Origin of the sequence: Bradyrhizobium sp. CSA207 (genome assembly GCF_029051685.1) — a bacterium.
Taxonomy (GTDB): Bacteria; Pseudomonadota; Alphaproteobacteria; order Rhizobiales; family Xanthobacteraceae; genus Bradyrhizobium.
Genome location: NZ_JAACFT010000030.1, coordinates 47325 through 70260 on the forward strand (window position 1 = coordinate 47325; position 22936 = coordinate 70260).

The 22936-nt window shown below is 63.8% G+C and carries 20 protein-coding genes and 1 pseudogene; 20 read left to right on the forward strand and 1 reads right to left on the reverse strand.

Annotation, left to right across the window (positions count from 1 at the left end):
• Window positions 1–3: 3 nt before the first annotated feature.
• From nuoG to GWG65_RS29430, 19 genes are all read left to right on the forward strand, one after another.
• Window positions 4–2079, forward strand: a complete 2076-nt coding sequence (gene nuoG / locus GWG65_RS29340) for an NADH-quinone oxidoreductase subunit NuoG (RefSeq protein WP_275198994.1) — start codon at window positions 4–6, stop codon at window positions 2077–2079.
• Between the two features lie 4 nt (window positions 2080–2083).
• On the forward strand, window positions 2084–3151 hold the full coding sequence (gene nuoH, locus GWG65_RS29345; RefSeq protein WP_148743646.1) for an NADH-quinone oxidoreductase subunit NuoH: 1068 nt from the start codon (window positions 2084–2086) through the stop codon (window positions 3149–3151).
• 14 nt (window positions 3152–3165) lie between these two features.
• A complete protein-coding gene (gene nuoI / locus GWG65_RS29350; RefSeq protein WP_275199039.1) occupies window positions 3166–3654 on the forward strand; it encodes an NADH-quinone oxidoreductase subunit NuoI in 489 nt (162 codons plus the stop codon).
• 137 nt (window positions 3655–3791) lie between these two features.
• Window positions 3792–4430: an NADH-quinone oxidoreductase subunit J gene (locus tag GWG65_RS29355; RefSeq protein ID WP_275198995.1), complete on the forward strand. Its 639-nt coding sequence runs from the start codon at window positions 3792–3794 to the stop codon at window positions 4428–4430.
• Entirely contained in the window at window positions 4427–4735 is a 309-nt protein-coding gene (gene nuoK / locus GWG65_RS29360; protein WP_008136131.1) for an NADH-quinone oxidoreductase subunit NuoK, read from the forward strand. Before GWG65_RS29355 ends, nuoK begins: the two co-directional genes overlap by 4 nt.
• 7 nt (window positions 4736–4742) lie before the next feature.
• Entirely contained in the window at window positions 4743–6842 is a 2100-nt protein-coding gene (gene nuoL / locus GWG65_RS29365) for an NADH-quinone oxidoreductase subunit L (RefSeq protein WP_275198996.1), read from the forward strand.
• Window positions 6843–8351, forward strand: coding sequence for an NADH-quinone oxidoreductase subunit M (locus GWG65_RS29370; protein ID WP_275198997.1), 1509 nt, complete (start codon window positions 6843–6845; stop codon window positions 8349–8351).
• Between the two features lie 22 nt (window positions 8352–8373).
• Window positions 8374–9810 carry an NADH-quinone oxidoreductase subunit NuoN gene (gene nuoN, locus GWG65_RS29375; protein ID WP_275198998.1) on the forward strand — a complete coding sequence of 479 codons (1437 nt, stop codon included), beginning with the start codon at window positions 8374–8376 and terminating at the stop codon, window positions 9808–9810.
• Window position 9811: 1 nt separating this feature from the next.
• Entirely contained in the window at window positions 9812–10618 is an 807-nt protein-coding gene (locus GWG65_RS29380; RefSeq protein WP_275198999.1) for a biotin--[acetyl-CoA-carboxylase] ligase, read from the forward strand.
• Entirely contained in the window at window positions 10618–12288 is a 1671-nt protein-coding gene (locus tag GWG65_RS29385) for a ribonuclease J (RefSeq protein WP_275199000.1), read from the forward strand. The genes GWG65_RS29380 and GWG65_RS29385 overlap by 1 nt, the downstream gene beginning before the upstream one ends.
• Before the next feature lie 66 nt (window positions 12289–12354).
• Window positions 12355–12759: a methylmalonyl-CoA epimerase gene (gene mce, locus GWG65_RS29390; RefSeq protein WP_275199001.1), complete on the forward strand. Its 405-nt coding sequence runs from the start codon at window positions 12355–12357 to the stop codon at window positions 12757–12759.
• 9 nt (window positions 12760–12768) lie between these two features.
• Window positions 12769–13044 (forward strand): DUF1467 family protein, encoded by a 276-nt coding sequence (locus GWG65_RS29395; RefSeq protein WP_275199002.1) that lies wholly within the window; start codon window positions 12769–12771, stop codon window positions 13042–13044.
• 219 nt (window positions 13045–13263) lie between these two features.
• Entirely contained in the window at window positions 13264–13611 is a 348-nt protein-coding gene (locus GWG65_RS29400) for a hypothetical protein (protein ID WP_275199003.1), read from the forward strand.
• Window positions 13612–13646: 35 nt separating this feature from the next.
• Window positions 13647–14936, forward strand: a complete 1290-nt coding sequence (gene mtnK, locus GWG65_RS29405) for an S-methyl-5-thioribose kinase (protein ID WP_275199004.1) — start codon at window positions 13647–13649, stop codon at window positions 14934–14936.
• A gap of 132 nt (window positions 14937–15068) precedes the next feature.
• Entirely contained in the window at window positions 15069–16658 is a 1590-nt protein-coding gene (locus GWG65_RS29410; RefSeq protein ID WP_275199005.1) for an ABC transporter substrate-binding protein, read from the forward strand.
• 60 nt (window positions 16659–16718) lie between these two features.
• Window positions 16719–17642, forward strand: coding sequence for an ABC transporter permease (locus GWG65_RS29415; RefSeq protein WP_275199040.1), 924 nt, complete (start codon window positions 16719–16721; stop codon window positions 17640–17642).
• Window positions 17639–18460, forward strand: a complete 822-nt coding sequence (locus GWG65_RS29420) for an ABC transporter permease (protein WP_275199006.1) — start codon at window positions 17639–17641, stop codon at window positions 18458–18460. Before GWG65_RS29415 ends, GWG65_RS29420 begins: the two co-directional genes overlap by 4 nt.
• Window positions 18457–19437: an ABC transporter ATP-binding protein gene (locus GWG65_RS29425; protein WP_275199007.1), complete on the forward strand. Its 981-nt coding sequence runs from the start codon at window positions 18457–18459 to the stop codon at window positions 19435–19437. Before GWG65_RS29420 ends, GWG65_RS29425 begins: the two co-directional genes overlap by 4 nt.
• Window positions 19430–20503 carry an oligopeptide/dipeptide ABC transporter ATP-binding protein gene (locus tag GWG65_RS29430; protein ID WP_275199008.1) on the forward strand — a complete coding sequence of 358 codons (1074 nt, stop codon included), beginning with the start codon at window positions 19430–19432 and terminating at the stop codon, window positions 20501–20503. Before GWG65_RS29425 ends, GWG65_RS29430 begins: the two co-directional genes overlap by 8 nt.
• A gap of 323 nt (window positions 20504–20826) precedes the next feature.
• Here the strand turns inward: GWG65_RS29430 and GWG65_RS29435 are convergent, their stop codons facing one another.
• Window positions 20827–21783, reverse strand: a complete 957-nt coding sequence (locus tag GWG65_RS29435; protein WP_275199009.1) for a serine hydrolase — start codon at window positions 21781–21783, stop codon at window positions 20827–20829.
• 265 nt (window positions 21784–22048) lie between these two features.
• On the opposite strand from GWG65_RS29435, the pseudogene GWG65_RS29440 reads away from it, so the two are divergent.
• A pseudogene (locus GWG65_RS29440) lies at window positions 22049–22501 on the forward strand (ABC transporter ATP-binding protein); the annotation flags it as partial.
• Window positions 22502–22936 lie beyond the last annotated feature (435 nt).

Below are 22936 nucleotides of genomic sequence, written 5' to 3' on the forward strand. Positions count from 1 at the left end.
AGAATGACCAAGCTCATCATCGACGGCAAAGAGATCGATGTCCCGCCGGAGTACACGCTGCTCCAGGCGTGCGAGGCCGCCGGCGCCGAGATTCCGCGCTTTTGCTATCACGAGCGGCTGTCGATCGCCGGCAACTGCCGGATGTGCCTCGTCGAAGTGAAGGGCGGCCCGAAGCCGGTCGCCAGCTGCGCCTGGGGCGTGCGTGACTGCCGTCCGGGTCCCAAGGGCGAGCCGCCGGAAATCTCCACGCGTTCGCCGATGGTGAAGAAGGCACGCGAAGGCGTGATGGAATTCCTGCTGATCAACCATCCGCTGGACTGCCCGATCTGCGACCAGGGCGGCGAGTGCGATCTCCAGGATCAGGCGATGGGCTATGGTGTCGACACCAGCCGCTTCGCCGAGAACAAGCGCGCGGTCGAGGATAAATATCTCGGCGCGCTGGTCAAGACCTCGATGAACCGCTGCATCCAGTGCACGCGCTGCGTCCGCTTCTCGGCGGAAGTCGCCGGCGCCCCCGAGATGGGCGCCACCGGCCGCGGCGAGGACATGGAGATCACGACCTATCTCGAGCACGCGCTGAGCTCGGAACTCCAGGGCAACCTCGTCGACATCTGCCCGGTCGGTGCGCTGACCTCGAAGCCTTACGCCTTCGCCGCCCGCCCGTGGGAGCTCGGCAAGACCCAGTCGATCGACGTGATGGACGGCATCGGCTCGGCGATCCGGGTCGATACCCGCGGCCGCGAGGTGATGCGTATCCTGCCGCGCATCAATGAGGCCGTGAACGAGGAGTGGATCTCCGACAAGACCCGTCACGTCGTCGACGGCCTGCGCACCCAGCGTCTCGACCGTCCCTATATCCGCGAAGCCGGCAAGCTGCGCGCGGCGAGCTGGCAGGAGGCCTTTGCCGCGATCGCCGCCAAGGCGGCGCGCACCGACGGCAAGCGGATCGGCGCGATCGCGGGCGATCTCGCCGGCGTCGAAGAGATGTTCGCGCTGAAGGACCTGCTGGCAAAATACGGCTCGGGCAATCTGGCGGTGCAGGGCGGCGACGCCTTCGATCCCGCGCTCGGCCGCGGCTCCTACATCTTCAATCCGACCCTGGTGGGCGTCGAGCAGGCCGATGCGCTGCTGATCATCGGCTCTAATCCGCGGAAGGAGGCGGCCGTGTTCAACGCCCGCATCCGCAAGCGCTGGCGCGCCGGCGGCTTCAAGGTCGGCGTGATCGGCGCCAAGGCCGACCTGACCTATACTTACGACCATCTCGGCGCGGGCACCGACACCCTCGGTGAGCTCGCGGCCGGCAAGCACTCCTTCATGGACGTGCTGAAGAACGCCAAGAATCCGATCATCCTGGTCGGGGCGGGCGCGGCCTCGCGTCATGACGGCGCCGCCATTCTCGCCAGCGCCGCCAACCTCGCGCTCGATGTCGGCGCGGTCAAGGACGGCTGGAACGGCTTTGGCGTGCTGCACGAGAGCGCCTCGCGCGTCGGCGCGCTCGATATCGGCTTCGTCGCGGGTCCCGGCGGGCTGAATGCGGCGCAGATGACGACGTTCGGTACGCTCGACCTCTTGTTCCTGCTCGGCGCCGACGAGATCAAGGCGCCGGACGGCACCTTCGTCGTCTATATCGGCACCCATGGCGACCGCGGCGCCCATCGCGCCGACGTGATCCTGCCGGCGGCCGCCTATACCGAGAAGTCCGCGATCTACGTCAACACCGAAGGTCGCGTGCAGATGACCGGCCGCGCCGCGTTCCCGCCGGGCGAGGCCCGCGAGGATTGGGCGATTATCCGCGCGCTGTCGGAAGCGCTCGGCAAGAAGCTCGGCTATGACTCGCTGTCCGCGTTGCGCCAGGCGATCTTCAAGGCAGTGCCGCATTTGATCCGTCTCGATCAGATCGAGGCCGGCTCCGTCGACCAGATCAAGAAGCTGGCGGGGAAGGGCGGCACGACGGAGAAGACGCCGTTCAAGCCGCTCGTCGAGGACTTCTATTTGACCAACCCAATCGCGCGTGCGTCCGCCGTGATGGCGGAATGCTCGCGGCTTGCCTCCGGGCAGATGCTGACCGCAGCGGAGTGAGCTGATGGAATTCTTCGAAAGCGCATTCTGGACCGGCTTCCTCTGGCCGCTGATCATCATGATCGCGCAGAGCGTGCTGGTGCTCGTCGTGCTGCTGGTCGCGATCGCCTACATTCTGCTCGCCGACCGCAAGATCTGGGCGGCGGTGCAGATCCGGCGCGGCCCGAACGTGGTCGGCCCCTGGGGCCTGTTCCAGTCCTTCGCCGATCTGCTGAAGTTCGTACTGAAGGAGCCGATTATCCCGTCCGGCGCCAACAAGGGCGTATTCCTGCTGGCGCCCCTGGTGTCCTGCGTGCTCGCGCTTGCGGCCTGGGCGGTGATCCCGACCAATCTCGGCTGGGTGATCTCCGACATCAATGTCGGCATCCTCTTCATCTTTGCGATCTCGTCGCTGTCGATCTACGGCATCATCATGGCCGGCTGGTCGTCGAACTCGAAATACCCGTTCCTGGCCGCGCTGCGCTCGGCGGCGCAGATGGTGTCCTATGAGGTCTCCATCGGCTTCGTCATCATCACGGTGCTGCTCTGCGCCGGCACGCTGAACCTGTCGGCGGTCGTCGAGGCGCAGCATGCGCGCGGCCTCGCCAGTCTGATCGGGCTGCCGCAGCTCACCATCCTGAACTGGTACGTCTGGCCGCTGTTCCCGATGTTCGTGGTGTTCTACGTCTCGGCGCTGGCGGAGACCAACCGTCCGCCCTTCGACCTCGTCGAAGCGGAGTCAGAGCTCGTCGCCGGCTTCATGGTCGAGTACGGATCGACACCGTATCTGCTGTTCATGCTCGGCGAGTATGTCGCGATCGTCACGATGTGCGCGATGGCCACGATCCTGTTCCTCGGAGGCTGGCTGCCGCCGGTGGACCTGCCGCCCTTCAACTGGGTGCCGGGGATCATCTGGTTCTCGCTCAAAGTGTTCTTCATGTTCTTCCTGTTCGCGATGGCAAAGGCGATCGTGCCGCGCTACCGCTATGATCAACTGATGCGCCTCGGCTGGAAGGTATTCCTGCCGCTGTCGCTGGCGATGGTGATCGTGGTGGCGGGCGTGCTGCATTTCGCCGGCATCGCGCCGAAGTGAGGGCCGTCATGGGTATCAACATCAACGCCACTGCACGCTCGCTTCTGCTGTCGGAATTCGTCTCGGCGTTCTTCCTCGCCATGCGCTATTTCTTCCAGCCGAAGCCGACGCTGAACTATCCATTCGAGAAGGGGCCGATCTCGCCGCGCTTCCGCGGCGAGCACGCGCTGCGCCGCTATCCGAACGGGGAAGAGCGCTGCATCGCCTGCAAGCTGTGCGAGGCGATCTGTCCTGCGCAGGCCATCACCATCGAGGCCGGCCCGCGTCGCAACGACGGCACCCGCCGCACGGTGCGCTACGACATCGACATGGTGAAGTGCATCTATTGCGGCCTCTGCCAGGAGGCCTGTCCGGTCGACGCCATCGTCGAAGGTCCGAACTTCGAGTTCGCGACCGAGACCCGCGAGGAGCTTTACTATGACAAGGCCAAGCTGCTCGCCAATGGCGACCGCTGGGAACGCGAGATCGCCAAAGCGATCGAGCTCGACGCGCCGTACCGGTGAGATGAGAGCATGATCCTTCCCGCCACCTCCTCGTCATTCCGGGGCGCGCGAAGCGCGAACCCGGAATCTCGCGCCACAACCTCTAGATTCCGGGTTCGCGGGCTTTGCCCGCGCCCCGGAATGACGGGGAATGCCCAATGATCCTTCCCGCGCTGTTCTTCTATCTGTTCGCCGCCGTCTGCGTCGCCTCGGCGGTGATGGTGATTGTCTCGCGCAATCCCGTGCACTCGGTGCTGTACCTGATCCTGGCGTTCGTCAACGCCTCCGGCCTGTTCGTGCTGATGGGCGCCGAATTCCTGGCGATGATCCTGATCGTCGTCTACGTCGGCGCGGTCGCGGTGCTGTTCCTGTTCGTGATCATGATGCTCGACGTCGATTTCCTCGAGCTGCGCGAGGGCTTCATCGAGTATTTGCCGATCGGCCTGGTGATCGGCGGCATCTTCCTGTTCGAACTGCTGCTTACCGTCGGCTTCTGGGTCATCAATCCCGGCGTCGCCAAGACCATCACGGCGGCGATCCCGGCCAACGTCTCCAACACCGAGGCGCTCGGGCTCGTGCTCTATACGAAGTACATCCACTACTTCCAGCTCGCAGGCATGGTGCTGCTGGTTGCGATGATCGGCGCCATCGTGCTGACGCTGCGCCACAAGGCGAGCGTGAAGCGGCAGGACATCAACGTTCAGAACGCGCGCACGCCCGAAATGGCGATGGCGATGCGCAAGGTGGCGCCGGGGCAGGGGCTCTCGGATGCCGATGCGGCGGAGTGGGTGAAATGACGATCGGGCTCGGACATTATCTGGCGGTTGGCGCGATCCTGTTCACGCTCGGCATCCTCGGCATCTTCCTGAACCGCAAGAACATCATCGTCATCCTGATGTCGATCGAGCTGATCCTGCTCTCGGTCAACGTCAATCTGGTGGCGTTCTCGACCTTCCTCGGCGACATCGTCGGCCAGGTCTTCGCGCTGCTGGTGCTGACGGTCGCGGCTGCGGAAGCTGCGATCGGTCTCGCCATCCTGGTGGTCTATTTCCGCAACCGCGGCTCGATCGCGGTTGAGGACGTCAATCTGATGAAGGGTTAACCCAGCTATGGTTCAGGCAATTGTCTTTCTGCCTCTGCTGGGCGCCATTCTTGCTGGCTTGATCTCGCTTTTCGGCGCGCATGCCCGTAACCCCTCAGGCGACACGGTCGAGCATCACGACAACCACGGTCACGGCGCGCAGGCGCATGTGTCCGATACGATCAACGAGGATGCGTCCGTCATCCACGAGACCCATCACGAGCCCGGCGACGGGCACGACGACCACGGCCCGGCCGAACCGCCGGCGCAGGGTTCGCGCGCGGCTGAGCTGATCACGACGGCACTCCTGTTCGTGTCGGCGGCGCTGTCCTGGATGACGCTGGTCGACGTCGGCTTCATGCACCACGACGCCCGGATCCAGCTGTTGCCCTGGATCTTCTCCGGTGACCTCCAGGTCTATTGGACGCTGCGGGTCGACACGCTCACCGCCGTGATGCTGGTGGTGGTGACCACCGTGTCCTCGCTGGTGCACCTCTATTCCATCGGCTACATGGACGAGGACCCGTACCGGCCACGTTTCTTCGGTTACCTCTCGCTGTTCACCTTCGCCATGCTGATGCTGGTGACCGCCGACAACCTGGTCCAGCTGTTCTTCGGGTGGGAAGGCGTCGGTCTCGCCAGCTATCTCTTGATCGGCTTCTGGTACCAGAAGCCGTCGGCGAACGCGGCCGCGATCAAGGCCTTCGTGGTCAACCGCGTCGGCGATTTCGGCTTCGCGCTCGGCATCTTCGCAATCTTCATGCTGGCCGGCTCGACCGATTTAGAGACCATCTTCCACGCCGCCCCCGGCCTCACCGGCAAGACCATCGACTTCCTCGGCTGGCACGCCGACGCGCTGACCTTGACCTGCCTGCTGCTGTTCATGGGCGCGATGGGCAAGTCGGCGCAGTTCCTGCTGCACACCTGGTTGCCGGACGCGATGGAAGGCCCGACCCCGGTCTCGGCGCTGATCCATGCCGCGACCATGGTCACCGCCGGCGTGTTCATGGTGGCGCGGCTGTCGCCGCTGTTCGAGCTCGCGCCGAACGCCCAGGCCGTCGTGATGTTCTTCGGCGCCACCACCGCGTTCTTCGCCGCGACCATCGGCCTCGTCCAGAACGACATCAAGCGCATCGTCGCTTATTCGACCTGTTCGCAGCTCGGCTACATGTTCGTGGCGATGGGGGCGGGGGCCTATTCGGTCGGCATGTTCCATCTGTTCACGCACGCCTTCTTCAAGGCGCTGCTGTTCTTGGGCTCCGGCTCGGTGATCTACGCGATGCATCATGAGCAGGACATCCGAAGCATGGGCGGCCTGTGGCGCAAGATCCCCTACACCTATGCGGTGATGGTGGTCGGCACGCTCGCGCTCACCGGCTTCCCGCTCACCGCCGGCTATTTCTCCAAGGACGCCATCATCGAGTCCGCTTACGCCGCGCATAATCCGTTCGCGATGTACGGCTTCCTGATGACCGTTGTCGCCGCCGGCCTGACCTCGTTCTATTCCTGGCGCCTGATCTTCAAGACCTTCCATGGCGAGCCGCATGACGACCATCACTATGAGGCGGCGCACGAGGCCCCGGTCTGGATGCTGATCCCGATCGGCGTGCTCGCGGTCGGCTCCATCATGGCCGGCTTCCCGTTCAAGGAGCTGTTCGCCGGTCACGGCATCGAGGAGTTCTTCCGCGAGTCGGTGAAGATGAACCCCCACATCATTGAGGAGATGCACCACATCCCTGAGACCATCGCCTTGCTGCCGACAGTGATGATGGTACTCGGCTTCCTGGTGTCGTATCTGTTCTACATCCGGCGGCCGTATCTGCCGGTCGAGCTCGCCAAGACCCAGCCGATGCTGTACCAGTTCCTGCTCAACAAATGGTACTTCGACGAGCTCTACGACATCATCTTCGTCCGTCCGGCGAAATGGATCGGCTACCAGCTCTGGAAGAAGGGCGACGGCTTCATCATCGACGGCCTCGGTCCCGACGGCGTTTCGGCACGCGTGCTCGATCTCACCCGCCAAGTGGTCAAGATCCAGACCGGCTATCTCTATCACTACGCGTTCGCCATGCTGATCGGTGCCGCCGGCCTGATCACCTGGTTCATGTTCGGCTTAGGAGGCCAGTAAATGACGACCTGGCCCATCCTATCGGTCACGACGTTCCTGCCGCTGGTCGGTGCGCTGATCGTTTATCTCAGTCGCGGCGATGACGAGGCCGCCCGGCGCAATTCGCGCTGGATCGCGCTATGGACCACGCTGATCACCTTCGCGGTGTCGGTGATCCTGGTGATGCGCTTCGACCCGTCCAACGCCGATTTCCAGTTCGTCGAGAAGGCGAACTGGCTCGCCACCGGCATTACCTACCACATGGGCGTGGACGGCATTTCGCTGCCGCTGTTGATTCTGACCACCGCCATCATGCCGTTCTGCATCATCGCGAGCTGGAAGGCGGTCACCAACCGCGTCCGCGAATACATGATGGCGTTCCTGATCCTGGAAACGCTGATGATCGGCACCTTCTCGGCGCTCGATCTCGTGCTGTTCTATCTGTTCTTCGAAGGCGGCCTGATCCCGATGTTCCTGATCATCGGGGTCTGGGGCGGCCCGCGCCGGGTCTACGCCTCGTTCAAGTTCTTCCTCTACACGCTGCTCGGCTCGGTCCTGATGCTGCTCGCCATCATGGCGCTGTACTGGAACGGCGGCACCACCGACATCCCGACCCTGATGCATACCGCGGTGCCGCGTTCGTTGCAGACCTGGGCGTGGCTGGCCTTCTTCGCTTCCTTTGCGGTGAAGATGCCGATGTGGCCGGTGCACACCTGGCTGCCCGACGCGCACGTTGAGGCGCCGACCGCGGGTTCGGTGGTGCTGGCCGCGATCCTGTTGAAGATGGGCGGCTACGGCTTCCTGCGCTTCTCGCTGCCGATGTTCCCGTTGGCCTCGTATGACTTCGCGCCGCTGGTGTTCACGCTCTCGGCGATCGCCATCATCTACACCTCGCTGGTGGCCTTGATGCAGGACGACATGAAGAAGCTGATTGCGTACTCCTCGGTCGCGCACATGGGCTTCGTTACCATGGGCATCTTCGCCGGCACCATGCAGGGCGTCGCCGGCGGCGTGTTCCAGATGGTCTCGCACGGCATCGTCTCCGGCGCGCTGTTCCTCTGCGTCGGCATCGTCTACGACCGCATGCACACCCGCGAGATCGCGGCCTATGGCGGCCTCGTCAACCGGATGCCGCTCTATGCGCTGACCTTCATGGTCTTTACCATGGCCAATGTCGGCCTGCCCGGAACGAGCGGCTTCGTTGGCGAGTTCATGACGCTGCTCGGCACCTTCAAGGTCTCGATCCCGACCGCGTTCTTCGCCAGCTTCGGCGTTATCCTGTCGGCCTGCTACGCGCTCTGGCTCTACCGCAAGGTCGTATTCGGGGCGTTGGTCAAGCCCTCGATGATGAGCATGAAGGATCTCACCTTCCGGGAGTGCCTGACGCTATTTCCGCTGATCGCGCTGACGATCCTGTTCGGCATCTATCCGAAGCCGGTGCTCGACATGTCGGCCGCCTCGGTCCAGCAACTCGTCAACAACTATAACACCGCTGTGACGGCCGTGAAGGCCGCCGCACTGCTCCAGTGAGCGGGCAGGTCAGGATATCGTCATGAGCTTTGAGACTGCAGGTTATCAACTGGCGCCGGTGCTGCCCGAGCTCGTGCTCGCGGTCGGCGCCATGGCACTGCTGATGCTGGGCGCCTATCGCGGGCAGGAGACGACCAAGACGGTCACTTCGCTTTCGGTCCTGCTCCTGGTCGCGGTCGGCGTGCTCGTGTATCTTCAGCCCGCGGGCAAGCAGGTGACCTTCGGCGGCAGCTTCATCGTCGACGATTTTGCCCGCTTCATGAAGATCCTCGCCCTGATCGGGTCGGCCGTGACGCTGGTGCTGTCGACCGAATTCCTGTCGGACCCGTCGCGCCGCATCTTCGAATATTCGATCCTGGTGCTGCTCTCGACGCTCGGCATGATGGTGCTGATCTCGGCCGGCGATTTGATCTCGCTCTATCTCGGTCTCGAGCTGATGTCGCTCGCGCTCTACGTCGTGGCGGCCTCGAACCGCGATAATGCCAAGTCGACCGAAGCCGGCCTGAAGTACTTTGTGCTGGGCGCGCTGTCCTCGGGCATGCTGCTGTACGGCGCCTCGCTGATTTACGGCTTCACCGGCACTGTCAGCTTCAGCGGCATCGCGGCGGCCGCGACCGTCTCGCATGTCGGCCTGGTGTTTGGTCTTGTCTTCCTGCTCGCCGGCCTCTGCTTCAAGGTCTCGGCGGTGCCGTTCCACATGTGGACGCCTGACGTCTACGAGGGTGCGCCGACCCCGGTCACCGCCTTCTTTGCATCGGCGCCAAAGGTCGCCGCGCTCGCCGTCTTCACCCGCGTCACGCTCACCGCATTCCCCGGCATCGTCTCGCAGTGGCAGCAGATCCTGGTGTTCGTGGCGATCGCCTCGATGGCGTTGGGCTCGTTTGCCGCCATCGGCCAGAGCAACATCAAGCGCCTGATGGCCTATTCCTCGATCGGCCATATGGGCTTTGCCCTGGTCGGCCTCGCTGCCGGCACGGTCGAGGGCGCACAGGGCGTCCTGATGTACATCGTGATCTACGTCGCGATGACGCTCGGCTCGTTCTCGATCATCCTCGCCATGCGGCGCAACGGCCAAGCGGTCGAGCAGATCAGCGACTTCGCCGGCCTGTCGCGGACCAATCCGCTGCTCGCCTTCATGTTCGCGATGCTGCTGTTCTCGCTGGCCGGCATTCCGCCGCTCGCCGGCTTCTTCGCCAAATGGTACGTCTTCGTCGCGGCGATCAAGGCCAATTTGTTCACGCTGGCGGTGATCGGCGTGCTGACCAGCGTGGTCGGCGCCTACTACTATCTCAGCATCATCAAGACGATGTATTTCGACGAGCCGGCCGGCCAGGTCGATCCGGTGCGCGTCGAGGTAAAGACGGTGCTGGCGGTCGCGGGCCTGTTCAATATTCTGTTCGCGCTGTTCGCGGGGCCGGTGGTGAGCGTCGCCTCCGCCGCGGCAAAGTCGCTGTTTTAGGATGGGATTCGCGCTAGGTCCTCGCGCAGCGTCGGCGGGCTACAAGCTCGCAGCCTTCGAGCGGACCGGCTCGACCAACACCGAGGCGATCGCAAGCGCTCGCGCCGGCGAACGAAGCCCGACCTGGTTCGTGACATCCGAGCAGACCGCCGGGCGCGGCCGGCGCCAGCGCCCCTGGATCGCGCCGCGCGGCAATCTGGCGGCCAGCGTGCTCGAGATCGTCGACGTCGCCCCTGCGGTCGCCGCCACGATCGGTTTTGCGGCGGGGCTCGCGGAAGAAGCCGCCCTTGAGAAGGTCAGCCTCGAGGCCGCGCTGCGGCTCGGTCCTGACAGGCCGAGATACGCCCTGAAATGGCCGAACGACGTTCTTGCGAACGGCAAGAAGCTGGTCGGCATCGGGCTCGAAGCCGAAGCCGTCGGCGACCGCCTTGCCGTGGTCGTCGGCATCGGCACCAATGTCGTGGCGGCGCCGGAGGGCACGCCCACGCCGGCCGTGTCTCTGGCCGCCCTGGGCGTCCAGATCAGCGCGGAAGAGCTGTTTTCAGCGCTGTCGGACGCCTGGGTGGAGCTCCGCGGCATCTGGGACAATGGCCGGGGCTTTGCGGAGATTCGCAAACTGTGGCTGGAGCGTGCCGCCGGGCTTGGCGAGCGGGTCGCGATCAATACGGGAGCGACGACGCTGGAAGGCATTTTTGACACCATCGACGACACCGGTTGCCTGATCGTCCGCACCGCTGACGGCCGACGCCTGCCGGTGGCGGCCGGCGAGGTGTTCTTCGGCTCGGCCGCCTCCGTGGGAGCTGCGTGATGGCGAAACCTGACGAACTGGTATTTGCGCCGCTCGGCGGCGTCGGCGAAATCGGCATGAACCTGTCGATCTACGGCCTCGGCAGCCGCCAGCAGCGTGCCTGGCTGGCGATCGATCTCGGCGTCTCCTTCGGCGACGAGGAGCATCTGCCGGGCATCGACCTGATCATGCCCGACATCAGCTTCCTGGAGAAGGAGCGCAAGAACCTGATGGGGCTGGTGCTGACCCATGCCCATGAGGACCATTTTGGCGCCATCATCGACCTCTGGCCGAAGCTGAAATGCCCGATCTACGCGACGCAGTTCAGCGCCGCGCTGTTCGAGGCCAAATGCGCCGCCGAGCGCAACGCGCCGAAGATCCCGGTGACGGTTGTGCCGTCGGGCGGGCGCGTCGATATCGGCCCGTTCAACGTCGAGTTCATCCCGGTCGCGCATTCGATCCCGGAATCGCACGCGCTGGCGATCCACACCGAGGTCGGCACGGTGCTGCACACCGGTGACTGGAAGATCGACCCGACCCCGATCATCGGCCGCCCGACTGACGAAAAGCGGCTGCGCGAGCTCGGCGATCAGGGCGTGCTCGCCCTGATCGGCGATTCCACCAACGCGGTCCGCGACGGCCGCTCGCCCTCGGAAGCCGAGGTCGCCAAGACCATCATCGAGCTGGTCAAGGCCGCCAAGGGCCGCGTCGCGGTCACGACCTTCGCCTCCAACGTCGCTCGCATCAAAGCCGTGGCCGATGCCGCCAAGGCCGCCGACCGCGAGGTCGTCGTGGTCGGGCGCGCCATGGAGCGCGTGTCGCAGGTCGCGCGCGAGACCGGCTATCTCGACGGCGTGCAGAATTTCCGCTCGACCGACATTTACGGCCATCTGCCGCAGGACAAGGTGCTGGCGCTCTGCACCGGCAGCCAGGGCGAGGCCCGCGCGGCACTGGCGCGCATCGCCAATGACGACCATCCGGAGATCACGCTCAACAGGGGCGACAGCGTGATCTTCTCCTCGCGCACCATTCCCGGCAACGAGAAGGCCGTCGGCTCGATCATCAACAATCTGATCCTCCAGGGCGTCGAGGTCATCACCGACCGAACCCATCTGGTCCACGTCTCCGGCCATCCGCGCCGCGACGAGTTGCGCGACATGATCGCCTGGGTGCGCCCGCAGCTCCTGATCCCGGTCCATGGCGAGGCCCTGCACCTGCATGAGCACGCAAAACTCGCGCGGGCGGCCGGTGTGCCGCGCGTGCTGGTGGTCCGCAATGGCGACCTGATCAAGCTCGGCCCCGGCGATCCCGGCATCATCGGCGAAGTGCCCTCGGGCCGCCTCTACAAGGACGGCGCGATCCTGGAGGATTCCAAATCGCGCGCGGTGGTCGAGCGGCGCCGGTTGGGATTCTCGGGCTGCGCCTTTGTCGCCATCGCCATGACCGAGCAGGGCGAGTTGGCCGACGATCCCGAGGTCGATCTCGTCGGCGTCCCCGAGAAGAACAGGGCGGGCGAGCTTTTTGACGAACTCGTCTTCGATGCCGTGATGTCGACCATCGAGGGTCTGCCAAAGGCACGCCGCCGCGATGCGGATGCGCTGGCGGAATCCGTCCGCCGCACGGTGCGGGCCGTCATCAACGAACATTGGGGCAAAAAGCCCCCCTGTCTGGTACATGTCCTGACAGTCTAATTTAGGCATGATCTTTTCGGAAAACCGCTTCACACTTTTCCGGATCATGCTCTGAGGGAGAGAAACATGCTGGGTCGGCTCAACCATGTCGCGATCGCGACCAAGGATGCCGTCAAGGCCGCAAAGATTTACGGTGCGGCGTTCGGGGCACAGATCTCGGAGGCCGTCGCGCTGCCCGAGCATGGCGTCACCACCGTGTTCGCGACGCTGCCCAACACCAAGATCGAGTTCATCGAGCCGCTCGGCGACGGCTCGCCGATCGCAAAGTTCCTGGAGCGCAATGCCGACGGCGGCATCCACCATGTCTGCTACGAGGTCATCGACATCATCGCCTCGCGCGACACGCTGGTGAAGGAGGGCGCAAGGGTGCTCGGTGACGGCGTGCCGAAGATCGGCGCGCACGGCAAGCCGGTGCTGTTCCTGCATCCGAAGGATTTTTCGGGCGCCCTCGTCGAAATCGAGCAGGCGTAGGGCCGAACCATGGCCGTCCAGATATCAACCGCGCTCGCGATCTACTTCGTCATCTGGTGGGTCGCGCTGTTCCTGACGCTGCCGTTCGGCGTGCGCAGCCAGCACGAGGACGGCGTCGGCGCGCCCGGCACCGATCCCGGCGCGCCGATCCTGACCGGCATGCGGCGCAAGTTGATCTGGACCACGATCATCTCGGCGGTCATCTACGGAATCGGCATGGCCGCCTATCAGGCCGGCTATCTCTCAGTCGAACGCTTGTCGAAATTGATGGGAATGCCGTTCTAGCTTCACCTCTCCCGAAGGGAGAGGTCGGATCGCATCGAAAGATGCGATCCGGGTGAGGGGTTCTTGTTTCGCTTTGCGCTGCGGCCCCTCACCCGGATTGCTGCGCAATCCGACCTCTCCCCGCTGGGGAGAGGTGTACCGCCTCGGCGACAGACCTTGCTTAGTCTCATCACTCGCTTAGAATTTTGCACTTGGTTTATTGCTTTTGGGGGAAAACGAATGACTTTTCAGAGGATCGTCATTGCGCTTCTGGTGCTGATCGTCGCCGGCATCGGTGCCATCGGCTACGTCGAGTGGCGAATGGCCGGGCAGGTGCGGACGCTGAAGGCGTTCGTGGAGGGCTACGTCTTCAACGAGGCGGTGATGGCCTGCGAGCAGGCGAAGAGCTCGACGCCGTTCAAATGGAACGGCGGCAAGAGCACCTCGGTGATCGGGCTGAACTCGGTCAAGCCAGATAAATACCACGTCAGCGCCAGCTACACGCTGGTGGCGGACAGCGTTTATTGTGATTACGATCCGATCAAAAGAAAGGCCGGGATCGGCTCGAGCTTCCTGGAGCGGGAGTAACGGTCCGGCCATGCCAGGCATGGGATGGGATCGTCATGGCCGAGGAGCGGGGAGACTACCGGATTCTGCATGAAGCGGCCTTGCGGGATTATCTCGCGGGCGTCCTGGGGCTGGCGGCAACGCTCGGCGGTGAGCCGCCGTCCTGGTCGATCACCGAGGTCGGCGACGGCAATCTCAACCTCGTCTTCATCGTCAAGGGCGCAAGCGGCGGCGTCGCCGTGAAGCAGGCGCTGCCCTATGTCCGTCTGGTCGGCGAGAGCTGGCCGCTGCCGCTGTCGCGCGCCCATTACGAATATCTGGCTCTGTCCAAGCAGGCCCAGCTCGCACCCGGCCTCGTGCCGGTCCTGCTGCATCACAACGAGGCGCTGGCACTGACGGTGATGGAGCTGCTCGAGCCCCACATCATCATGCGCAAGGGGCTGGTCGCGGGCACGCAATATCCGCGCTTCGCCAGTGACATCACCACCTTCATGGCGCGGACGCTATTCTTCACCTCCGATCACGCGCTCGCTGCTGCCGAGAAGAAGGACGCCATAGCCGCCTTCGCAGGCAACCATGCGCTGTGCAAGATCACCGAGGATTTGATCTTCACCGATCCCTATCGCATCGCCGAGCAGAACCGCTGGACCGCGCCGTACCTCGACGCGCTCGCCGCAAGCCTGCGCGAGGACATGGAGCTGCACGTCGCGGTCTCCCGGCTGAAGCTGAAATTCATGGCGAGTCCCGAGGCGCTGATCCATGGCGATCTCCACACCGGCTCGGTCATGGTGACGGAAAACCAGACGCGGGTGATCGATCCCGAATTCGCATTCTACGGCCCGATGGGATTCGACGTCGGCGCAGTGCTGGCCAATCTGCTGATGGCCTATTTTGCCTCCTCCGGCCACGAGCGCTCGCTGGGCGAGCGCCGCGCGTTCGAGGGCTGGGTGCTGGAGATCGTGGAAACGGTATGGAACGAGTTCGCGCGCAAGTTCCTCGATCTGTGGCGTGCTGGAGCCGCCGGTGACGCCTATCCTGCCGCGCTCTTCGCCGCCGAGAAGGGCGCCGCGCGGCTGGAGGCCGAACGCCACGCCTACATGCAGCGCCTGTTCGCCGACACCGTCGGCTTCGCCGCCGCCAAGACCATCCGCCGCATCTTCGGCCTCGCCCACAACATCGATTTCGAGCTGATCGAGGACCCGCGGAGGCGGGCGGCCTGCGAGACGCGGGCCCTGCGGCTGGCAAGGGCGATGATGGTGGAGACGGGATCGTTCCCGAATATCGCGGATGTCACCGCGGCGGCGCGAAAACTGCGCGACTGGCAGCCGGAGTTCGCGACTGGCTAGGGGGCATACGCACAATGCGCGAGCTCGCGAGCGCTACGCTCGCATACGTCACCCCATTCAAGGTGCTTGCATTCGACACACTACGAATGTTCAACTCGCTGATCGGAGCACGTCTGTATGGTCGGAGGGAACATGACGTTCAGGATGATGGCGATCGTCGCTGGTCTGGGGCTGGCACTTGCCGCCACGGCGGAGGCCCAGACGCCGCGCAAGGGCGGAACCATCCGCATGACGGCGCCTTATGGCTCGAGTTTCACCAGCCTGGACATTCATACGACCCAGCGCGCCCAGGACGAGATCTACGCCAAGGGTCTGCATCGGTCGCTCTACATTTGGGACTCCGCTGCGGGCAAGCCGGTCCTGGAGCTGGCCAAGGAGGACGCGGTTTCGGGCGGAGGTCTCGTTCACACCTTCAAGCTGCGCGACGACGCTTATTTCCACCATGGCCGCCAGATGACGGCCGACGACGTCATCTGGTCCTACAACCGCATCATGGACGGCACCAAGGCCTATCCCGGCGCGCGCTTTGTCCGCGTGATCGAGGGGGCGGCCGCGGTCGAAAAGGGCCAGGCCAAGGAAATCTCCGGCCTGAAGAAGATCGACGACTTCACGCTCGAGATGAAGCTGACCGAGAAGGTCGATCCGGGCTTCTACTTCTTCAACGCGCTGACGTCGATCTATCCCGCCGACGAGGCCGCAAAAGAGAGCTTCATCCAGAAGCCGATTGGCCTCGGACCCTTCAAATTCGTCGAGCACGTGCCGGGATCGCGCATTGTTCTGGAGCGCTGGGACCGGTTCTACAAGCCCGGCAAGCCTTACGCCGACAAGCTCATCGTGTCGGTCATGGGCGAGGCCGCGGCGCGCGATGTCGCCTTCCGCAACAAGGAAATCGACACCTCGGTGCTGGGACCGGCACAGTATGTCGCCTATCAGGCCGACGCCGACCTCAAGGGCACCATTGTCGAAGTCGCCGAGGTCTTCACGCGTTACATGGGAATGAATCCCGCCTTCAAGCCGTTCGCCGACAAGCGCGTCCGGCAGGCGATCAACTATGCCATCGATACCGACCTGATCATCAACAAATTGGTCAAGGGCAAGGCCTATCGGGCCACCAGCTGGCTGCCGCTGACCTCTCCGCTCTACGACAAGACCATGAAGCCCTATGCCTTCGATCCCGCCAAGGCCAAGCAGTTGCTCGCTGACGCCGGATATCCCACCGGCTTCGAGTTCGAATGGACCACAAGTCAGAATGAAAGCTGGGGCCTGCCGATCGTCACCGCCGTGATCCCGATGCTGGACAGGGTGGGCATCAAGGCGAAGGTCAAGCAGGTCGAGACCGCGGTGCTGGCGGAGGTGGTTCGCAGCGGCGACTACCAGGCCTTCGTCTATTCCCAGGCGACCGGCCCGGATCCCCAGGCGGCGCTGAAATGCTTCCACTCGTCGACGCCGCAATCGGCCTGCAACTACATGAACTTCAAAAATGCCGAGTTCGACAAGCTGCTCGATGAGGCCGGGCAGGCCGACGACGTCGCCAAGCGCGGCCAGCTGCTGCAAAAGGCCAATGCGCTGCTTTACGAAGAGGCGCCGGTCTGGTTCTTCAACTACAACAAGGCGGTCATGGCGGTGCAGCCGTGGCTCAAGGGGATTCAGTTGAACGCGACGGAACTGACCCACCAGAACGTCGAAAACCTCTGGGTCGACGAGACCTCGCCCGCGAAGTGACACGCGCTCTCGCGCTCCCTCCATCGCGGCAAACGATGGAGGGAGAGAGGAACGATGCCGATGCTCTCCTTCCTGATCCGTCGAATCCTGCAAACCATTCCGACCGTGCTCGCTGTCGTGCTGCTGGTGTTCGTGCTGTTCAGCATCGTTCCCGGCAGCATCGCCTCGACCATGAGCGACGACGTCGATCCGCAGGTCGAGGCGCGCATGAAGAAGCAGCTCGGCCTCGACGAACCCGTCTACGTCCGCTTCGGCGCCTACATCGCCAAGCTCGCGACCGGTGATTTCGGAACGTCATTCCGGACGCGCGAGCCGGTCACGGCGATGATCGCCAAGCGGACCTGGCCGACGCTGCAACTGATATTCGCAGCCATGGCGTTTGCGGTTGTCGTCGGCGTGCCGCTCGGCTTCATCGCTGCATTGCGGCCGGGCAGCATCGTCGATACGGCCACGATGGTCGTTGCGGTCTCGGGCCTTTCAATGGCCAAATTCTGGCTTGGACTGCTGCTGATGTACCTGTTCGCGTTGAAGCTCGGCTGGCTGCCGAGTTTTGGCTATGGGGATGGCGGAGGCAAATATCTGATCCTGCCGGCCGTGACCCTCGGCGTCTCGCCGATGGCGCTGCTGGCCCGAACGACGCGCGCCGCGGTCCTCGAGATCATGACCGCCGATTTTGTCCGCACTGCACGCTCGAAGGGCATGAGCGAGACCCGGGTCGTGCAGTGGCACGTGATGCGCAACGCGGCTGTGCTGATTCTCACGACAATCGGCCTGCAATTCGGCGCGTTGATGGGACAGGCGGTCGTCGTCGAGAAATTGTTCTCGTGGCCGGGCATCGGCTCGCTGCTCGTCGACAGTGTCCTGCAGCGCGACATTCCGGCCGTCCAGGGCTCCATTCTCGTGGTGGTGATGTTCTTTCTCGCGATCAACCTGCTGATTGACCTGCTCTACGGCGTGATCGATCCCAGGATCAGATACGCATGAAGCTGAGAGCCAATCTCATCATCGGCGGGGCCTTGTTCGCGCTTGCGATTGTCGTCGGGCTGCTCGCGCCCTGGCTGGCGCACACCGATCCCGTCCTGGACGCCAACCTGATGAATGCAGAGGAGGCCCCGAGCTGGACCTGGTGGTTCGGCACCGACGCGCAGGGCCGTGACATCTATTCCCGCGTCGTCTACGGCGCGCGCATCTCGCTGACGGTCGGCATCGTCTCGCAGCTCATCAACAGCGTCATCGGCGTAGGGTTGGGCCTGAGCGCCGGCTATTGGGGCGGCTGGTGGGACGATTTCGTGAACGGGCTGACCAATCTCATGCTCGCGATCCCCTCACTGATCTTCGCGCTCGCAATTATGGCGGTGCTTGGACCGGGCCTGACCAGCCTTCTGATCGCGCTCGGATTGACCAACTGGTCCTTCACCTGCCGGCTCGCGCGGGCATCGGCGCTGTCGCTTAGGAGCCAAGGCTATGTGCAGGCTGCAAGAGTGCTTGGCTACGGTGATTTGCGCATCATGATCACGCAGCTGCTGCCGAACATGCTCGGCCCCATTATCGTCATCGGCACGCTCGGCATGGGCAGCGCGGTCTTGTCCGAAGCGGCGCTTTCGTTCCTCGGCCTCGGCGTTCGCCCGCCTTTTCCAAGCTGGGGCAGCATGCTGTCGGAGGCGCGCGAGCAGATCACGACGGCGCCGTGGCTCTCGGTTTTTCCCGGCCTCGCCATCTTCCTGACGGTGCTCGGTCTCAATTTGCTCGGCGATGGCCTGCGCGACATTCTCGATCCACAATCGCGGAGCCGGCGTATATGACGGGCTCGCCGCTGATCGAAGTCGAGGACCTGCGCATCGACCTCAACCACGGTTCCAGCCGGGTTGCCGCCGTCGAGGGTGTTTCGTTCCGCATCGATCGCGGCGAGACATTCGGCCTGGTCGGCGAATCCGGCTGCGGCAAGAGCATTACGGCGCTCGCTTTGATAGGCCTGTTGCGGCCGCCGTTGTCGATCAGTGGCGGCACCATCCGATTTGACGGGCGGGAGATCCAGAGTCTTTCAGCCGCCAGGCAGCGGGCGCTGCGCGGCAATCGCATCGCCATGATCTTCCAGGAGCCGATGACGGCGCTGAACCCGGTTTCACCCGTGGGCCGGCAGATCGCCGAGATGTTCGTGCTGCACAAGGGAAAAAGCTGGCGGGAAGCCGACCAGCTGGCGGTCGAGGCGCTGGCGAGCGTCCGCGTCCCCGCACCGGAGCGGCGCGTCAAGGATTACCCGCATCAGCTGTCGGGCGGCATGCGTCAACGCGTGATGATTGCGATTGCACTGGCATGCGGTCCGGATCTTCTGATCGCTGACGAGCCGACGACGGCGCTCGATGTGACCGTGCAGGCCGAAATCATCGAACTGATGCGGAATTTATGCGCCGAGCGAGGAACAGCTGTTCTGATGATCAGCCACGATCTCGGCCTGGTCGCCAACGTCTGCCGCCGCGTTGCCGTGATGTATGCTGGCCGCATTGTCGAGGAGCGCGGCTCGGCCGATATCTTCCGGGCGCCCTCGCACCCCTATACGCAAGGCCTCGTCAATTCGCTGCCGCGGCTGGGGAGCAGGGCGGCACTTGGACGGACCCGGCTCACGGAGATCGCGGGCGTGGTGCCGGCGATCACGGATTTCCCGGCCGGTTGCCGGTTCAATCCGCGTTGCGCGCATGCGACCGAGATTTGCCGGACCGCCGCGCCGGAGACGACATGGCTGGGAGCCGGCGGTCTGGTCAGGTGTCATCACCATGCATGAACCCCAGAACATGCCGGGTGAGGACAGGGCGGGTAAGGGGAGGCCGGGCGACGATGTCATTCTCAGCGTCGAGGATCTCGCGGTTCATTTTCCCGTGGGTGGCAGCTTGCTGGGCCGCGGCCGGCGGCTGCTCCGTGCCGTCGACGGCGTCGATCTCGAGCTCAAGCGCGGCGAGTGCCTCGGCCTCGTCGGCGAATCCGGCTCCGGCAAGTCGACGGTCGCACTGTCGCTGCTTGGCCTGCTGACGCCGACGCGCGGCCGCATCGTGCTGGACGGGCAGGTGGTGACGAGCGGGCCATCCGGCGATCGAAAGGCATTGGCGCGCATCGTGCAGATGGTGTTTCAGGATCCCTACGCCTCGCTCAATCCACGCCAGACCGTTCGTCGCACGCTTGAAGATCCCCTGCGTGTGCATGGCGTCACCGCCGCAAGCGAGATCGAGGACCGCGTTGCGACGATGCTGCGGCACGTGGGCCTGCGGCCCGAACAGTCGGGCCGCTACCCGCATGAATTCTCGGGCGGCCAGCGCCAGCGCATCGGCATCGCGCGCGCGTTGATCCTCAATCCCAAAATCGTCATCTGCGACGAGCCGGTATCGGCGCTCGACGTGTCGATTCGCGCCCAGATCATCAATCTGCTGCTGGAATTGAAGGAAACCCTCGGCCTCTCCTACATCATGATCAGCCACGACCTCGGCGTCGTCGAACACATGAGCGACAGGGTCGCCGTCATGTATCTCGGCCGCATCGTGGAGGCCGGCCACTGGCGCGAAATCTTCGAACGGCCGGCGCACCCGTACACCCAGACCCTGATCGCCGCCATCCCCGATCCGCTGCGCCGCGCACCGCTGGCTACGACCGGGGGCGACCTTCCCAACCCGCTCAACCCGCCGAGCGGATGTGCGTTCAGCCCACGCTGTCGTTACGCCGAGGCGGTGTGTCGTCGCGAGCCGGGGCCATCGCTGGAGACGCGAGCCGATGGGCACGCGGTGAGGTGCTGGCGCGCTGATGAGATTGCGGGGCAGGCGGAGAGGGGATTGGCCTTGACGGAGGGCGGACACCTCTAGGGACGAGAGCAGAGTAGTGCATATGGCCCTTTGAGCGGTTGAGCGCGCGCCTCGCCCTTCGAGACGACCGCTTCGCGGTCTCCTCAGGATGAGGCTAAGCACTATCGGCGCCCGTTGAAACTCCCGCCGCGCACTCCATCCTCGTCCTGAGGAGCCCGCCATAGCGGGCGTCTCGAAGGATGGCCACAGATACAGCCTGCATATGCGATAGTGCCGCCTCGTCCGGGGGGGCATGACCATCGTCAATCTCACCGCCGCAGCGGGGCCATCTTGGGCGTTCCAGCTTTGGGCCTGTCTCGGTGCCGCCGTCGAACCGGCAATGTTCAACGAGGGCCCTCTCTCATCAGCCGATCGACACAGGGCGACGGAGCGGGATGGTCGGTTAGAGCGGGCAGAAGGACTTCATTGACGAAGTGGACGCTTCCACCTGGAATGCTGGAGAGCGAGGTCACCGCGACGACAAGATCAAGCTTGGGTAAAACATAGATGATTTGGCTACCCTTGCCTGCGGCGAAAAAGGCATCCAACCCCGTACTGGTGTGCGTAACCCACCAAAGATAACCGTAGGCCGCGCCAACCGGCGCGCCGCCGTCATTGTGCCTTGACGTGGAGTCGGCCACGTATTCGCTCGACACGAGCTGATCATGTCCCCAGCGGCCATGCTGGAGATAGAGCAGACCGAGTTTGGCCATGTCCCTGGCGCTGAGTGACAACGTAGATGCGCCAATCAGATGTCCTTCGGCATCGGCTTTCCAATCGAAATTCGCTATGTCGAGCGGGCCGAACAGATTTTGCTCCGCGAAGCTCTTGGAGTTCTGCCGGATCGCCCTTGCCAGAGCCACCGACAGCAGGTTGACGCTGTCATCGTCGTATTCGAACCGGGTGCCGGGCTCGTGGCGGATTGGTCGACTGAGTGTCCACTGCCACATCTCGTTCGGTGGAATGACAGCATTGGCACCGAACGGCGCCGCCGAATCGAAGCCGGAGGTCATCGTCAGAAAATCGCGAACCGTGATGTCGCGGACGTGTGCATCGAAAGTCGGGTCCAACGCTTCAGGCAAGAGCTCAGAAAGCTTTTGATCGACGCGCAGGTAGCCCTTGTCGAGTGCGATGCCGACCAGGATCGAAAGTACGCTCTTCGTGACCGAGTGCACGGGCAACAATGTCCGGGAATTCACGCCGGCCTTGTAGTACTCGAATTCCACGCAATCGCGCCGCGCGAGCACTACGCTTCGAACGGTGCGGTACTGGTCGGCGAGCAGGATCGGAAGTTTGGCCAACGCACTTTGCGCTTGTGCGAGGTTGCCAGCAGCCGCGGCTGAGAACAACAGCATTGCAGCAAGGCCGGTGCACCACTTTCTCTGCAATTGCCTCGCCCTCAGCTTGAGCCTACCGCTGACCGGATGCGCTATCGGTGCCACCGTGAAATTCTGCCCCGGTTTTGTCCGACGAGTCAAACCTGGTCGTGGCGGAGGGCTCAAGTCACTCGGCGCCAAATTCCTCAATCATTTCTACTTTGCCTTGGGGGAGTTTTCGCGGTTTTTTCTCGATGTCTCGATCCGCGCCCAGATCATCAATCTGCTGCTGGAATTGAAGGAAACCCTCGGCCTCTCCTACATCATGATCAGCCACGACCTCGGCGTCGTCGAACACATGAGCGACAGGGTGGCCGTCATGTATCTCGGCCGCATCGTGGAGGCCGGCCACTGGCGCGAAATCTTCGAACGGCCGGCGCACCCGTACACCCAGACCCTGATCGCCGCCATCCCCGATCCGCTGCGCCGCGCACCGCTGGCTACGACCGGGGGCGACCTTCCCAACCCGCTCAACCCGCCGAGCGGATGCGCGTTCAGCCCACGATGTCGTTATGCCGAAGACAGGTGTCGTCGCGAGCCGGGGCCATCGCTGGAAACGCGTCCTGACGGACATGCGGTGAGGTGCTGGCGAAGTGAGAAGATTGCGGGGCAGGTGATCTTGGCCGCGACCGGGGGCGGATAGCTACGCACCGTTTTTGGGACGTATGGTGCGATTGTCCAGCCCGCCTCTCCATCGTGTCATGATTTTTTCTTCGTAGCGCGAGCGATCAAATACGACGCGGTTGCTGTCCTCGATCCGGAAAATGTCGTCTTGGGCCGCGACAGAATCCACGAAGCGGGGCGATCGAATAGCCAGATCGACGAGGTCCCCGGCATATCTGAAAGGGTCGTGCAGATTCAAAGGAGAACATTGCCACGCAATAATTGTCAAAGGTCTCGAAATTTGAGAAGTCGGCTGCGCCGCATTCGGCCAAGGTCATGGCGGGGTAAAAGAAATCATTCCGTGGCCTCGATGTTGGCTGGGCCCATGGAGGTGGAGTTGGTTGTTGGAGAGCCCTCAGAACGCCAACTTGTTTCAACGCCCCGCCGATCCACTCCCATTGCCCCAGGCAATCGT